Annotated in this window: 12 protein-coding genes; 8 read left to right on the forward strand and 4 right to left on the reverse strand. The window is 73.4% G+C overall.

Going from position 1 to position 13,128, the window contains the following annotated elements; translation table 11 throughout:
- The first annotated feature begins 11 nt into the window (after positions 1–11).
- From galE to idi, 4 genes are all read left to right on the forward strand, one after another.
- The gene (gene galE, locus ACZ4E1_RS37920; protein ID WP_467548226.1) at positions 12–1,004 is read left to right on the forward strand and encodes a UDP-glucose 4-epimerase GalE; all 993 of its coding nucleotides are present in this window, start codon (positions 12–14) and stop codon (positions 1,002–1,004) included.
- 167 nt (positions 1,005–1,171) lie between these two features.
- A complete protein-coding gene (locus tag ACZ4E1_RS37925; RefSeq protein WP_467548228.1) occupies positions 1,172–2,107 on the forward strand; it encodes a cation diffusion facilitator family transporter in 936 nt (311 codons plus the stop codon).
- Between the two features lie 207 nt (positions 2,108–2,314).
- Entirely contained in the window at positions 2,315–3,583 is a 1,269-nt protein-coding gene (locus ACZ4E1_RS37930; RefSeq protein WP_467548247.1) for a bifunctional class I SAM-dependent methyltransferase/N-acetyltransferase, read from the forward strand.
- A 127-nt stretch (positions 3,584–3,710) separates the two neighbouring features.
- Entirely contained in the window at positions 3,711–4,304 is a 594-nt protein-coding gene (idi, locus tag ACZ4E1_RS37935) for an isopentenyl-diphosphate Delta-isomerase (RefSeq protein ID WP_467548230.1), read from the forward strand.
- Positions 4,305–4,310: 6 nt separating this feature from the next.
- On the opposite strand, the gene ACZ4E1_RS37940 is transcribed toward idi, so the two are convergent.
- Together ACZ4E1_RS37940 and ACZ4E1_RS37945 are read right to left on the reverse strand one after the other, a co-directional pair.
- Positions 4,311–4,820, reverse strand: a complete 510-nt coding sequence (locus ACZ4E1_RS37940; RefSeq protein ID WP_399127389.1) for an ATP-binding protein — start codon at positions 4,818–4,820, stop codon at positions 4,311–4,313.
- A 128-nt stretch (positions 4,821–4,948) separates the two neighbouring features.
- Entirely contained in the window at positions 4,949–5,623 is a 675-nt protein-coding gene (locus tag ACZ4E1_RS37945) for an HdeD family acid-resistance protein (RefSeq protein WP_467548232.1), read from the reverse strand.
- Between the two features lie 63 nt (positions 5,624–5,686).
- Here ACZ4E1_RS37945 and ACZ4E1_RS37950 point away from each other — a divergent pair, with 63 nt between their 5' ends.
- Positions 5,687–6,442, forward strand: a complete 756-nt coding sequence (locus ACZ4E1_RS37950) for an enoyl-CoA hydratase/isomerase family protein (RefSeq protein WP_467548234.1) — start codon at positions 5,687–5,689, stop codon at positions 6,440–6,442.
- A gap of 61 nt (positions 6,443–6,503) precedes the next feature.
- Here ACZ4E1_RS37950 and ACZ4E1_RS37955 read toward each other — a convergent pair whose 3' ends face one another.
- The gene (locus ACZ4E1_RS37955) at positions 6,504–7,127 is read right to left on the reverse strand and encodes a DJ-1/PfpI family protein (protein ID WP_467548235.1); all 624 of its coding nucleotides are present in this window, start codon (positions 7,125–7,127) and stop codon (positions 6,504–6,506) included.
- 31 nt (positions 7,128–7,158) lie between these two features.
- Entirely contained in the window at positions 7,159–8,121 is a 963-nt protein-coding gene (locus tag ACZ4E1_RS37960; protein WP_467548237.1) for a GlxA family transcriptional regulator, read from the reverse strand.
- Positions 8,122–8,238: 117 nt separating this feature from the next.
- Here ACZ4E1_RS37960 and ACZ4E1_RS37965 point away from each other — a divergent pair, with 117 nt between their 5' ends.
- The 3 genes from ACZ4E1_RS37965 (at position 8,239) to ACZ4E1_RS37975 (ending at position 13,045) form a co-directional block, all read left to right on the forward strand.
- Positions 8,239–9,114, forward strand: coding sequence for an SCO6745 family protein (locus tag ACZ4E1_RS37965; protein WP_467548239.1), 876 nt, complete (start codon positions 8,239–8,241; stop codon positions 9,112–9,114).
- 101 nt (positions 9,115–9,215) lie between these two features.
- A complete protein-coding gene (locus tag ACZ4E1_RS37970) occupies positions 9,216–11,606 on the forward strand; it encodes a Tex family protein (RefSeq protein ID WP_467548241.1) in 2,391 nt (796 codons plus the stop codon).
- Between the two features lie 254 nt (positions 11,607–11,860).
- Entirely contained in the window at positions 11,861–13,045 is a 1,185-nt protein-coding gene (locus tag ACZ4E1_RS37975; protein WP_467548243.1) for a serine hydrolase domain-containing protein, read from the forward strand.
- Positions 13,046–13,128: the final 83 nt, after the last annotated feature.

Below are 13,128 nucleotides of genomic sequence, written 5' to 3' on the forward strand. Positions count from 1 at the left end.
GGTGGTGCGTCATGACATGGCTGATCACCGGCGGAGCCGGATACATCGGGGCACACGTGGCGCGGGCGATGACAGGTGCCGGCGAGCGCGTGGTCGTCGTGGACAACGTCACGTCGGGGGTGCCCGAGCGACTGCCGGCGGACGTCGCGCTGGTCCGGGGCTCGGCCCTGGACGCGGAGCTGGTGCGCCGGGTGTGCGCCGAGCGCGCGGTGACCGGAGTCGTGCACCTGGCCGCGCACAAGCAGGTCGGTGAGTCGGTGGAGCGGCCCGAGCTGTACTACCGGGACAACCTGGGCGGCCTCGCGACGCTCCTGGAGACGGTCGCGGACGCGGGCGTGCGCCGCTTCGTGTTCTCCTCGTCGGCCGCCGTGTACGGCAACCCGGACACGGGCGTCATCCCCGAGTCGACGCCGTGCGCGCCCGTGAACCCGTACGGCGAGACGAAGCTCGCGGGCGAGTGGCTGGTGCGGGCGTCCGGGCACGCGCACGGCATGGCGACGACGTGCCTGCGCTATTTCAACGTGGCGGGCGCGGCCGAGCCTGCGCTCGCGGACACCGGGGTCTTCAACGTGATCCCGATGGTGTTCGACCGGCTCACGCGGGGCGAGGCCCCGCGGATCTTCGGCGACGACTACCCGACGCCGGACGGCACCTGCATCCGGGACTACGTGCACGTGGCGGACCTCGCCGAGGCGCACCTGGCGGCGGCGCGCCGGCTGGCCCGGCCGGACGTGAGCGGCGATCTCACGGTGAACATCGGTACGGGGCACGGCGCCTCGGTGCGTGAGCTGATCGACATCATCGGGGAGGTCACCGGTATCGCCGCGCCCGCGATCGTCGAGCCGCGCCGCCCCGGGGACGCGCCGCGCGCGGTCGGCGCCACCGAGCTGGCGGCGAAGGAGCTCGGCTGGACGGCCTCGCGCTCGGTCCGCGACATGATCGAGTCGGCCTGGGCCGGCTGGCGCCTCAGGCACCCCGAGGCCGTCGCGCCCTGCCTGCGGTGATCGCCGCGACGCCCTGACCTGCACACATGCCCTTCAGTATTTTCGCAGGTCAGGGCACATGACAACGGTGTTCACCGCCATGTTTGCGGATACCCCCTCCCCGTAGTTGACTGGGGTCGCCGGCCCGTTCCGGGGCGGCGCGGCGAGCCGAGCGGAGGGCGGTTTCGATGGGTGCCGGGCACAGCCACGACCACGGGCACGGACCGACGACGGGGACGGCCGCGGCCGCGCACCGGGGGCGGCTGCGGATCGCCCTCGGGATCACGCTGACCGTGATGGTGGTCGAGATCGTCGGCGGGATCGTGGCCGACTCGCTGGCCCTGGTCGCGGACGCGGCCCATATGGCCACGGACGCGCTGGGCCTCGCGATGGCCCTGCTGGCCATCCACTTCGCGAACCGCCCGGCGACGGAGCAGCGCACGTTCGGGTACGCCCGCGCGGAGATCCTGGCCGCGCTCGCCAACTGCCTGCTGCTGCTCGGCGTCGGCGGCTACGTCCTGGTCGAGGCGGTCCAGCGGTTCGTCGAGCCGGCCGACACCGAGGGCGGCCTGACCATCGTGTTCGGCCTCATCGGTCTGGTGGCGAACATGATCTCGCTGTCGCTGCTGGTCAAGGGGCAGCAGGAGAGCCTGAACGTGCGGGGCGCCTTCCTGGAGGTCGCCGCCGACGCACTGGGCTCGCTCGCGGTGCTGATCTCGGCCGCGATCATCCTGACGACCGGCTGGCAGGCCGCGGACCCGATCGCCTCGCTGGTCATCGGCCTCATGATCGTCCCGCGCACGGTGAAGCTGCTGCGCGAGACGCTGAACGTGCTGCTGGAGTCGGCGCCCAAGGGCGTCGACATGGCGGAGGTGCGGGCCCACGTCCTCGCGCTGCCGGGCGTCGAGGACGTGCACGACCTGCACGCCTGGACCATCACCTCGGGCATGCCGGTGCTCTCCGCGCACGTCGTGGTCAGCCAGGACGTGCTGAGCACGATCGGGAACGAGAAGATGCTGCACGAGCTCCAGGGCTGCCTCGGCGACCACTTCGACGTGGAGCACTGCACGTTCCAGCTGGAGCCCACCGGGCACGCCGAGCACGAGGCGAAACTCTGCCACTGACCCCTCGGGGGCGTGGTAGCTTGGCGGCCGTTCTCGAAGGAGGTGGGTTGATGACTGTCGTCGCGGTGACCGCTGCCGTGCGCAGCGACAGGTACATCCCCACTCTCCGGGCCACCGGCTGACCATTTCTACGCTCTCGCGCGCCGTCGGCCGGGCCCCTTCACAAAGGTTTCCGTCTTGACCGACGACCAGAAGTCGACCGAACCGATGTCGACCGACGAACAGACCGCGAACGCCGTTCGTGACTCCTTCTTCGCCCTGCACCACGGGCTGCCCCGGCAGGGCCCCGGCTCCGACGCCACCACCCTGCGGCTGCTCTCCTTCGCGGGCCCGCTGCCCGCACGGCCGCGCATCCTCGACCTGGGCTGCGGTCCGGGCCGCTCCGCGCTCCTGCTCGCGGAGGCGACTGGGGGCGAGGTAACCGCCGTGGACCTGCACGAGCCGTTCCTCGACGAGCTGCGCGTGGCCGCCCGCGCGCGCGGGCTCGCCGACCGGGTGCACGCGGTGGCCGCGGACATGGGCGACCTGCCGTACCCGGCGGGCTCGTTCGATCTCATCTGGGCCGAGAGCTCGGCGTACAGCATCGGCTTCGACACCGCCCTCGCGCGGTGGCGGCCCCTGCTCGCGCCGGGCGGCACGCTCGCCCTCACCGAGTGCGAGTGGACCACCGACGCCCCCTCCCCCGAGGCACGCGCCTTCTGGGAGGAGCACTACAAGCTGCGGACGACCGAGGAGAACCTGCGGGCGTGCACGGCCGCCGGGTACGCGGTGCTCGGCGTGCGCCACCAGCCCGAGTCCGACTGGGACGCGTACTACGAGCCGCTCGCCGCGCGGGCCGGCGCCGCCGATCCGTCCCGCCCCGGGATGGCCGAGGCGCTCGCGGGCACGCAGGCGGAACTGGCGATGCGGCGCGAGCACGGCGCCGAGTACGGGTACACGGGCTACACGCTGCGTCCCGTCGACGCGTGGCCGACCCGGCCGGAGACTCCGGAGGACCGGGAGGCCGTGCACGGCGTCAACGCGGCGGCCTTCCCCACCCCGGCCGAGGCCGATCTCGTGGACGCGCTGCGCGCCGACGCGTCGGCCTGGCTGGACGGGCTCTCGTACGTCGCCGAGGCGCCGGACGGGTCTGTCGCCGCGTACGCGCTGATCACCCGCTGCACGGTGGGCGGGGCGCCGGCCGCCGCGCTGGCGCCGGTGGCCGTCCGGCCGGAGCACCAGCGCTCCGGGGCCGGCGCGGCCGTGGTCCGGGCGGTGCTCGACGCGGCCCGGGCGCGCGGTGAGCGGCTCGTGGTGGTGCTCGGGCATCCGGACTACTACCCGCGCTTCGGGTTCACCCCCGCTTCGGGGTTCGGTGTCCGGGTGTCCTTCGAGGTGCCGGACGAGGCCCTGATGGCGCTCGTCCCCGGCGGTGGCGACGATTCCGCTCCGATTCCGCGGGGCACGATCACCTACCCGGCCGCGTTCGGCGTCTGATCCGCGCCGAACGCGGTGTCCTGCCCGGCCGTCACGGCCGGGCGGGACATGCGGGGGTCTGTGTGTGCGGGCACTATTCGTCCCGTACGGCAGACTTGGGGTTCGAGGACCGAAGCGAAGGATGGGTATGCCGATCACACCTGCCACCGCGGCGCACAGTTCGTCGAACGGCACCGGAGAAGCGATCTTGCTGGAACTCGTGGACGAGGACGGCAGGACGATCGGCACCGCGGAGAAGCTCGCGGCCCATCAGCCGCCGGGTCAGCTGCACCGCGCGTTCTCCGTGTTCCTCTTCGACGAGCAGGGCCGGCTGCTGCTGCAGCAGCGCGCGCTGGGCAAGTACCACTCCCCCGGCGTGTGGTCGAACACGTGCTGCGGGCACCCGTACCCGGGCGAGGCGCCGTTCGCGGCGGCGGCCCGGCGCACCTTCGAGGAGCTGGGCGTCTCGCCGTCGCTGATGGCGGAGGCCGGCACGGTGCGCTACAACCACCCGGACCCGGAGTCGGGCCTGGTGGAGCAGGAGTTCAACCACCTGTTCGTCGGCCTCGTGCAGGCGCCGCTCGCTCCGGATCCGGAGGAGGTCGGGGCGACCGCGTTCGTGACCGCCGCCGAGCTGGCCGAGCGGCACGCCCGCGACCCGTTCTCGGCGTGGTTCATGACCGTGCTCGACGCGGCCCGGCCCGCGGTGCGCGAGCTGACGGGCCCGTCGGCGGGCTGGTAGCCCGGCTCAGTACGCCGCGGGCGGCTGGAGGGGCAGGGCGGCCCAGATGACCTTGCCCCCGCTCGCGGTGTGCTCGACGTCGCAGACGCCGCCCGCCTCGGCGGTGATCTCGCGCACGAGGAGCAGCCCCCTGCCGCCGGTCTGGCCGCTGGTGGCCTCCAGGGCGGTGGGCCGGTACGGGTGGTCGTCCTCGACGGAGACCCGCACCCACTCGGCGCCGACCGCGACCTCCACGGCGAGCATCGGCGAGAGCAGAGCGGCGTGCCGCACCGCGTTCGTGACGAGCTCCGAGACGATCACGAGGAGTCCGTGGACCAGGTCGTCGGAGGCGGGCACGCCCTGCCGGGCGAGGAGTTCACGGACCGCGCGGCGGGCCTGCGGCACCGAGGCGTCGACCGCCTGCGCGGTGAACCTCCAGATCCCCTCGTAGGGCAGCGGGGCCTCCAGGGCCGGGCCGGGCGGCGCCGCCCCGCCGCCCTGAGGCCCTGGACGGGAGTCCCGCCCCTGGTCGCTCATCGTCCGGTCGCCGCCCTTGCGCTCGATTGTCACCACCCTTCGAGTGTGGGAATCCCCTGGTCCGTACCCCTCGACTGACCACAAGTCGGCGACTATCGACGGAATTTGACCATCGGCGAGTGCCCCGGTCAGGTCTGCGACCGGTCCTGCACCGGTTGTTCGCCCTTCGGAGGCTCTTCAGCTTGTTGTACGAGGCTGACGATGCGCCGGCCGCCCAGACCCGTCGCCAGCAGGCCGAGCCCGTCGAAGAGCAGGGCGAGCGAGAAGAAGCAGCCCAGGACGTAGCGGCTGGACTCCGGCCAGTTACCGAGGACCAGCACGCCGAGCAGGATGCCGAAGGCGCCCTGCACGAGGGTCCAGCCGAACTGCGGCCCGCGCACGACGAGACCACCGACGAGGCGGAAGACGCCACCGGTGAGGAACAGCAGCGCGGCGAACATGGTGAGCGCCTCGGCCGTGCCCTCCGGATGCCGGATCACGACGACGCCGGCCGCCAGGTCGAGAGCGGCGACGACACAGCCGAGCCAGAAGTAGTTCGTGCCACGGGCCTGGACCGCGTGCAGCAGGCCGACGAGGCCGCCGATGAGCAGCAGCCAGCCGAAGAGCAGCATCGAGGTGAGCGTGGCGAAGGCCGTGTAGGCGAGGCCGACGACGCCCGCGAGGACGAGCAGGCCGCCCAGGACGGCGATGGCGCCGAGGCCGCGGCGCAGCTTCTTGCGTTCGCCCGCCGCCTCCCGGGCGGGTGGGTCCGCGGCGTGCGGACGGTCGTGACGGTCGCGGTCGTGATGGTCGCTGCGGGCCATCGGCGCCTCCTCCCGGCACCCCTCCTCGATCGTACGTTCGCGGCCTGCGGATAGCATCCGGCCATGGTTCCCCCGACCGCACAGCGGCTCACGCACGAGGTCACGGACGGTGTCGCGACCGTCGTCATCGATCACCCGGCCAAGCGCAACGCCATGACCGACGCGATGTGGGCGGCGCTGCCCCCGCTGCTCGCGGAACTGGCCGCCGACCCGGCGGTGCGCGCGCTGGTGCTCACCGGCGCCGGTGACACGTTCTGCGCGGGCGCCGACATCTCCACGCTGGGTCAGGGCGCGGCGCCCGGGCTCGCGGTGGCGGCGGAGGACGCGCTCGCGGCGTTCCCCAAGCCGACGCTCGCCGTGGTGCGGGGGTACTGCGTGGGCGGGGGCTGCCAGTTGGCGGCGGCCTGCGATCTGCGGTTCGCGGCCGAGGGCGCGCTGTTCGGGGTGACGCCGGCCAAGCTGGGGATCGTCTATCCGGCGTCCTCCACGCGGCGGCTCGCGGATCTGGTGGGCCCGGCGGGCGCCAAGTACCTGCTGTTCTCCGGCGAGTTGATCGGCACCGAGCGGGCGCTGCGGACCGGGCTCGTCGACGAGGTGTGGCCGCAGGAGGAACTCGACAAGCGGGTCGCCGAGTTCACGCGCGTGCTGGCCTCGCGCTCCCAGCTGACGCAGGCCGCGGCGAAGGAGTTCGCGGCGGGCCGCGCCGACCGGGAGCCGTACTGGGCGGAGCAGGCGCGGGGCAGCGGCGACGCCGCCGAGGGCGTCGCCGCGTTCCTGGAGCGGCGTCCGGCCCGCTTCGAGTGGACCGTGAACTCCTAGGGCGTGCGTGCCGGGCGCCGCGGGGCAGGCGGGACTTTCGACACACGCCCTAGAAGCGAGGTCAGCCCCGCGTGCTGCGGAACCGCTCGACGAGGTGGGCCGGGGCCTTCTCCGGGGATCCCGCGTCGTAGGGCGGCTGCGGGTCGTACTCGGTCATGAGCTGGACGGCCTGCGCGGCCTCGTCGCCGGCGATCCGGCCCACGAGGGCGAGGCCCATGTCGATGCCGGAGGAGACGCCCGCGGCGGTGACGTACTTGCCGTCGAAGACGACCCGGCGGCCGGTGGAGCGGGCGCCGAGCTTGTCGAGTTCCTCCAGGGCGAGCCAGTGCGAGGTGGCCTCGCGGCCCTCGATCAGTCCGGCGGCGGCGAGCGCGAGGGAGCCGGTGCACACGGACGTGGTCCAGGTGGTGTGCGCGTCGGCGGCGCGCAGCCAGCCGAGCAGGGCCTCGTTCTCCGTCTGGTCGCTCGCGACCGGGCCGCCGGGCACGACGACGATGTCCGGGGTCGGCACCTCGCCGAAGGTCTGGTCGGCGACGAGCGCGAGCCGTCCCGAGTCGTCGCGGACCGGCCCGGTCCGCTCGGCGACGAACACGACGTCGGCGCCGGGCAGGCCGCCGAGGGTCTGGTACGGGCCGACGGCGTCCAGGGCGGTGAAGCGCTCGTAGAGGGCGATGGCGATCTGCATCGGTTTCCTTTCGACGGTGGGACAGTTCGGTTCAGGGGTGCGCGCGGAACCGCAGGCGGTACTCCGCGGGCGGGGTGCCGAGGGCTTTGAGGAAGGCGCGGCGCATGGCCTCGGGCGTGCCGTAGCCGCTGGCCCGGGAGACCTCCTCGACACCGGCCGCGGTGTCCTCCAGCAGGCGCCGGGCGTGCTCGACGCGGACGCGGTCCACGTAGCGGCCCGGGGTCAGGCCGGTCTCGGCGCGGAAGGCGCGCGCGAAGTGGCGCGGGGAGAGGCGGGCGCGGGCGGCCAGGGCGTCCACGGACAGGTCCTCTTCCGGGTGCTCGGTCACCCACTGCTGCACCTCGCGCAGCGGTTCGCGGCGGGCCGTCTGGGCGGCGAGCTGGGCGCTGAACTGGGCCTGGTTGCCGGGGCGGCGCAGGAAGACGACGAGCGCCCGGGCGATCGCGAGCGCCGTGTCCCGGCCGTGGTCCTCCTCGACGAGGGCGAGCGCGAGGTCGATGCCGGCGGTGACTCCGGCGGAGGTCGCCACCTTGCCGTCGCGTACGTAGATGGGGTCCGGGTCGACCTCGACCTGGGGGTGCTCGCGGGCGAGCCGGGCGCAGTACGCCCAGTGCGTGGTGGCGCGGCGGCCGTCGAGCAGGCCCGCCTCGGCGAGCAGGAGGGCGCCGGTGCAGACCGAGACGATCCGCTCGGCGCGCGGGGCGTGCTCGCGCAGCCAGCCGACGAGCCGCGGGTCGGGGTGCCGGGTGCCGTGGCCGCCGGGGACGAGCAGGGTGTGCGGGACGGGCGCGCCGTCGAGCGCGCGGTCGGGCACGAGGGTCAGACCGCTGGAGGTGCGCACGGGCGCCCCGTCGAGGGACGCGGTGCGCACGCGGTACGCGGCCCCCGCCCCGGCGAAGACTTCGACGGGGCCGGTGACGTCGAGGCTCTGGACCTGGTCGTAGAGCGTGACCAGGACGGTGCGCGTCGGCGAGGCCGGTGGGCGTGGCGGCATGCGTGTCATTCTTCGGGGGCGGCCGGCACGGCCGCAATGACGAGCAGCCCACCTTTCCAGCCATCGTTCCGTGCCCCGCACTGGCCTCACGTACCGACCGGTCAGTAACGTACGGGCATGACTTCCGAAGAGACTCTGCGGGCCGCCCGCCGCTGTCACAACGTGCTGAACCCCTTCCACTCGACGCACTACTTCTCGCCCGACCTCGCCGAGGAGCTCGCCGCGGTGGGCGTCACCGACCGCGGGGCCACCTACTTCGCGGCACGCTCCGCCGCCATGGGAGCCGTCGGCCCCGGCGCCGTGACCGCCGCCTTCTACAACTTCAACCACGAGCTCGTGGCCCGGCACCTGCCCGCCGTCTGGAGCGTCGCCTCCCCCGAGACCGTCCTCGCCGCGCGCGAGCGGGCCGTCGACTCGACCCTGCGCCGGCTGCTCGGCGCGGACGCGCTCGCCTCCCCGGAGATGGCCGAGGCCGCCGAGCTGGCCCTGCGCGCCACCGAGGCCTGCACGCGGCACGCCCGACCCCTGTACGCGGCCCACGCCGACCTGCCGGTGCCGGACACGCCGCACCTGGCGTACTGGCACGCGACGACGCTGCTGCGCGAGCACCGCGGCGACGGACATCTGGCGGCTCTGCTCGGCGCCGGCCTCGACCCGCTGGAGGCGCTCGTGAGCCACGTCGCCACCGGCAAGGGCATGGCCCCCAAGTGGCTGCTCCTCACGCGCGGGTGGAGCCGCGACGACTTCGACGCGGCGGCCGGCCGACTGCGCGCGCGGGGCCTGCTGACCGACGACCCGGAGCTCACGCTCACCGAGGCCGGCACCGCCCTGCGCGCCGACCTGGAGGCCCGCACCGACCAGCTCGACCGCGCGCCCTACGAGCACCTCGGCGCCGAGGGCGTCGCCCGCCTCACCGCGCTGGCGTCCGGCTTCACCGGGACGGCGCTGGGCAACGGCGCGTTCCCCGCCGACCTCATCGGCAAGGCCGCCTGACACCCGGTGCGACCCGGCCGGGCCGCGCCCTGATCCTCCGTTGACGGTGCCACCTGCCACAATTGCGGCGCAACGTCAGTCGACATAGGCGGTACGGGATCGTGGCGACACCCACTGTTGGGTCCATCGAAGGCAGGATTGCCGAGGAACTCGGCGTACGGGAGCGGCAGGTGAAGGCTGCCGTCGACCTCCTTGACGGCGGTTCGACGGTGCCCTTCATCGCCCGCTACCGCAAGGAGGCGACGGAGTCCCTCGACGACGCCCAGCTGCGCACCCTGGAGGAGCGGCTGCGGTATCTGCGCGAGCTGGAGGAGCGCCGCACCGCCGTGCTCGACTCCGTGCGCGAGCAGGGCAAGCTGACCGAGGAGTTGGAGGCGCGGATCTGTGCCGCCGACACCAAGGCGCGCCTGGAGGACATCTACCTCCCGTTCAAGCCGAAGCGCCGCACGAAGGCGCAGATCGCCCGCGAGGCCGGCCTGGAGCCGCTGGCGGAGGGCCTGCTGGGCGACCCGTCGGTGGATCCGCTCGCCGCCGCGGCCGCGTTCGTCGACGCGGACAAGGGCGTCGCCGATCCGCAGGCCGCGCTGGACGGCGCCCGCGCGATCCTCACCGAGCGCTTCTCCGAGGACGCCGACCTGATCGGCGAGCTGCGCGAGCGCATGTGGACGCGGGGCCGGCTCGCGGCCAAGGTGAAGGCGGGCAAGGAGGAGGCGGGCGCCAAGTTCGCCGACTACTTCGACTTCGCGGAGCCCTTCAAGGAGCTTCCCTCGCACCGCGTCCTGGCGATGCTGCGCGGCGAGAAGGAGGACGTGCTCGAGCTCGTCCTGGAGCCGGAGGAGCCGGCCGCCGACGGGGCGCCCTCCTCGTACGAGCCGATCGTCGCCGACCGGTTCGGGATCCGGAATCAGGGGCGGCCCGGCGACAAGTGGCTGGCGGACACGGTCCGTTGGGCCTGGCGCACGCGCATCCTGGTGCACCTCGGGATCGACCTGCGGCTGCGCCTGCGCACGGCCGCCGAGGACGAGGCCGTCAAGGTCTTCGCGGCGAACCTGCGGGACCTGCTGCTCGCCGCCCCGGCGGGCACGCGCGCGACGCTGGGCCTCGACCCCGGTTTCCGTACGGGCGTCAAGGTGGCCGTCGTCGACGCGACCGGCAAGGTCGTCGCGACGGACGTCATCCACCCGCACGTCCCGGCGAACCGGTGGGACGAGGCGATCGCCAAGCTGGCGAAGCTGTCGAAGGAGCACGCGGTCGACCTGATCGCGATCGGCAACGGGACGGCGTCCCGCGAGACCGACAAGCTCGCCGGTGAACTCATCACCAAGCACCCCGAGTTGAAGCTCACCAAGGTGATGGTGAGCGAGGCGGGCGCCTCGGTGTACTCCGCTTCTGCGTTCGCCTCGCAGGAGCTGCCGGACATGGACGTGTCGCTGCGCGGCGCGGTCTCGATCGCGCGCCGGCTCCAGGACCCGCTGGCCGAACTCGTGAAGATCGACCCGAAGTCGATCGGCGTCGGCCAGTACCAGCACGACCTCAGCGAGGTGAAGCTCTCGCGCTCGCTGGACGCCGTGGTCGAGGACTGTGTGAACGGTGTGGGCGTGGACGTGAACACGGCGTCGGCCCCGCTCCTCGCGCGCGTGTCCGGCATCAGCGCCGGCCTCTCGGAGAACATCGTGTCGCACCGCGACGCGAACGGGCCGTTCACGAGCCGCAAGGGCCTCAAGGACGTCGCCCGCCTCGGCCCGAAGGCGTACGAGCAGTGTGCGGGCTTCCTGCGGATCCGGGGCGGGGACGACCCGCTGGACGCGTCGTCCGTGCACCCCGAGGCGTACCCGGTGGTGCGGCGGATGGCCAAGTCGACCGGAGGCGCGGTCGGTTCGCTGATCGGCGACACGGGGACGCTGCGCTCGCTGCGGGCGGCGGACTTCGTGGACGACACGTTCGGTCTGCCGACCGTGACGGACATCCTGAAGGAGCTGGAGAAGCCCGGGCGCGACCCGCGGCCCGCCTTCAAGACGGCCACCTTCAAGGAGGGCGTCGAGAAGATCTCCGACTTGGAGCCGGGGATGATCCTGGAGGGTGTCGTGACGAACGTCGCGGCGTTCGGCGCGTTCATCGACATCGGTGTGCACCAGGACGGGCTCGCGCACGTGTCGGCGCTCTCGCGGACGTTCGTGAAGGACCCGCGCGATGTCGTGAAGCCCGGGGACATCGTGAAGGTCAAGGTGCTCGAGATCGACGTGCCGCGCAAGCGGATCTCGTTGACCCTGCGGCTCGACGACGAGAATCCCTCCGGCGGGGGTGGGAACGGTGGCTCGGGGCGCGGTGAGCGCGGCGGGGACCGTCGACCGCCTCGGCAGTCGTCCCGACAGGGGCAGGGTGGCCGTGGGTCCGGTGGGTCCGGTGGCGGCGGCAAGGGCCGTCAGGGTGGCGCCCCGGCGCCGTCGAACTCGGCGATGGCCGACGCCCTGCGGAAGGCTGGGCTGGCCTAGGCGCCGTAGGGGTTGATCGCGGTGGGGACCTGCGGGCCGGCTCGTGGCTGGTCGCGCAGTTCCCCGCGCCCCTGATCGGGCTGATCCTGCCCGCAGCTGGTCTCGCCCCGCGGCGAAGCCGCTGAACGGTACGGCCCCGCGCCCCTGACGGGGCGGATGCCGATGCGCCGGGTGCAGTAGTGCGGGCTGCCTCTCGGGGTGGTGGCCGGGACGCTGGGAGGCACATCTCGTGCACGCCGTTTCCAGGAGAGCCGATGCCCCCTCACCCTCGCCCCCGCAGGTCCCTCAGAGCCGTCACCGTCGTCGCCGCCTGTCTCGCCCTGCTCGCTCCGGGGGCCGCCGAGGCCGTCGGGCGGGGTGAGGGGCATCCGCACGATCCGCTGCGGCGGCAGCTGGAGGAGCTGGTGCGGGCGCCGGGCGGGCCGCCCGGGATCATCGCCGTGCTCGGCGACGGGCCTCGGCGCCGGGTCGTACGGGCCGGGGTCGCGGACCTGGACACCGGGCGCGCGCCACGGGCCCACGACGCCATGCGGATCGCCAGCACCGCGAAGGCGTTCAGCGGGGCCGTCGCCCTGTATCTCGTCGAGCACCGCCTGCTGAAGCTCGACGACACCCTGCGCGAGCGGCTGCCCGCGCTGCCCCGGGCCTGGGGGAAGGTGACGTTGCGGCAGTTGCTGAACCACACCAGCGGCCTGCCCGACTACTCGCAGACCCAGGCGTTCGCGGACACCCTGCGGGCCGACCCCCATCACCGCTTCGACTCCCGCCGGCTGCTGGACTACGCCGCCGACCTGCCGCTGCGCTTCCGCCCCGGCTCCCGCTACCAGTACTCCAACTCGGACAACATCGCCGTCGCGCTGATGGCGGAGGCGGTCACTCACGTCCCGTACGAGCGGCTGCTCGCCGAGATCGTGTACGGGCCGCTCGGCCTGCACCGGACGAGCCTGCCGCAGGGGTTCCGGATGCCGGAGCCGTATCTGCACGGGTACGACGTCAGCCCGCCCGAGCCGACGGAGGACGTGAGCGAGCTGATCGGGATGTCCGGGGTGTGGGCGTCCGGCGGCATCGTCTCCACGCCCGCCGACATGAGCCGGTTCATCGGCGCGTACGCCGGGGGCCGGCTGTACGGCCCCGAACGTGACGTCGTGCGGGAGCAGCGGCGCTGGGTGCCCGGTGGAGCGTCCGAGCCCGCGGGGCCTGGGCGCAACGACGCCGGGCTCGCTCTCTTCCGGTACACGACCCGGTGCGGGGTCGTGCTCGGGCACACCGGCAACACCGCGGGCTACACCCAGCTGATCGCGGCCACGCCGGACGGGCGCAGGTCGCTGACCTTCTCCGTGAACACGCAGATCAACCAGCGCTCGAAGCCGCAGTTGCTGAAGCGGCTGCGGGCCGTGCAGGAGAACTTCGTCTGCGCGCTGCTCAAGGGCCGGGGCTAGGGCGTGTGTCGAAAGTCCCGTCGTCCGCCCGAAGGGCGGGCCCCGCGGTGTCCGGTGCGTGCGATCGCAAGGCGCCGGAGCGT

The organism is Streptomyces sp. NPDC025806, assembly GCF_055558275.1.

Bases quoted from the DNA above. Each gene is read 5' to 3' on its own strand.
- galE (WP_467548226.1), top strand. From the start codon at position 12: ATGACATGGCTGATCACCGGCGGAGCCGGATACATCGGGGCACACGTG.
- ACZ4E1_RS37925 (WP_467548228.1), top strand. From the start codon at position 1,172: ATGGGTGCCGGGCACAGCCACGACCACGGGCACGGACCGACGACGGGG.
- ACZ4E1_RS37930 (WP_467548247.1), top strand. From the start codon at position 2,315: ATGTCGACCGACGAACAGACCGCGAACGCCGTTCGTGACTCCTTCTTC.
- idi (WP_467548230.1), top strand. From the start codon at position 3,711: ATGCCGATCACACCTGCCACCGCGGCGCACAGTTCGTCGAACGGCACC.
- ACZ4E1_RS37940 (WP_399127389.1), bottom strand. From the start codon at position 4,820: ATGAGCGACCAGGGGCGGGACTCCCGTCCAGGGCCTCAGGGCGGCGGG.
- ACZ4E1_RS37945 (WP_467548232.1), bottom strand. From the start codon at position 5,623: ATGGCCCGCAGCGACCATCACGACCGCGACCGTCACGACCGTCCGCAC.
- ACZ4E1_RS37950 (WP_467548234.1), top strand. From the start codon at position 5,687: ATGGTTCCCCCGACCGCACAGCGGCTCACGCACGAGGTCACGGACGGT.
- ACZ4E1_RS37955 (WP_467548235.1), bottom strand. From the start codon at position 7,127: ATGCAGATCGCCATCGCCCTCTACGAGCGCTTCACCGCCCTGGACGCC.
- ACZ4E1_RS37960 (WP_467548237.1), bottom strand. From the start codon at position 8,121: ATGCCGCCACGCCCACCGGCCTCGCCGACGCGCACCGTCCTGGTCACG.
- ACZ4E1_RS37965 (WP_467548239.1), top strand. From the start codon at position 8,239: ATGACTTCCGAAGAGACTCTGCGGGCCGCCCGCCGCTGTCACAACGTG.
- ACZ4E1_RS37975 (WP_467548243.1), top strand. From the start codon at position 11,861: ATGCCCCCTCACCCTCGCCCCCGCAGGTCCCTCAGAGCCGTCACCGTC.